This window comes from Leuconostoc sp. BM2, assembly GCF_002095565.1.
Taxonomy (GTDB): domain Bacteria; phylum Bacillota; class Bacilli; order Lactobacillales; family Lactobacillaceae; genus Leuconostoc; species Leuconostoc falkenbergense.
In genome coordinates, this window is the sequence record NZ_MOWQ01000101.1 from 1 (window position 1) to 1,012 (window position 1,012).

The 1,012-nt window shown below is 51.1% G+C and carries 1 rRNA gene; it reads left to right on the top strand.

What is annotated here, in order from left to right:
* Positions 1-1,012: ribosomal RNA gene (locus tag BMG01_RS10595) — 23S ribosomal RNA — on the top strand; the annotation flags it as partial.

Below are 1,012 nucleotides of genomic sequence, written 5' to 3' on the forward strand. Positions count from 1 at the left end.
ATACTCCCTAGTGATCGATAGTGAACCAGTACCGTGAGGGAAAGGTGAAAAGCACCCCGGAAGGGGAGTGAAAGAGATCCTGAAACCGTGTGCCTACAAATAGTCAGAGCCCGTTAATGGGTGATGGCGTGCCTTTTGTAGAATGAACCGGCGAGTTACGATCCCGTGCGAGGTTAAGTTGAAGAGACGGAGCCGCAGCGAAAGCGAGTCTGAATAGGGCGTTTAGTACGTGGTCGTAGACCCGAAACCAGGTGATCTACCCATGTCCAGGGTGAAGTTCAGGTAACACTGAATGGAGGCCCGAACCCACGCACGTTGAAAAGTGCGGGGATGAGGTGTGGGTAGCGGAGAAATTCCAATCGAACCTGGAGATAGCTGGTTCTCCCCGAAATAGCTTTAGGGCTAGCCTTAAGTGTAAGAGTCTTGGAGGTAGAGCACTGATTGAACTAGGGGTCCTCATCGGATTACCGAATTCAGTCAAACTCCGAATGCCAATGACTTATCCTTAGGAGTCAGACTGCGAGTGATAAGATCCGTAGTCAAGAGGGAAACAGCCCAGATCGCCAGCTAAGGTCCCAAAGTGTGTATTAAGTGGAAAAGGATGTGGAGTTGCTTAGACAACTAGGATGTTGGCTTAGAAGCAGCCACCATTTAAAGAGTGCGTAATAGCTCACTAGTCGAGTGACTCTGCGCCGAAAATGTACCGGGGCTAAATACACCACCGAAGCTGCGAATTGATACCAATGGTATCAGTGGTAGGGGAGCGTTCTAAGTGCAGTGAAGTCAGACCGGAAGGACTGGTGGAGCGCTTAGAAGTGAGAATGCCGGTATGAGTAGCGAAAGACGGGTGAGAATCCCGTCCACCGAATGCCTAAGGTTTCCTGAGGAAGGCTCGTCCGCTCAGGGTTAGTCAGGACCTAAGCCGAGGCCGACAGGCGTAGGCGATGGACAACAGGTTGATATTCCTGTACCACCTCTTTATCGTTTGAGCAATGGAGGGACGCAGAAGGGT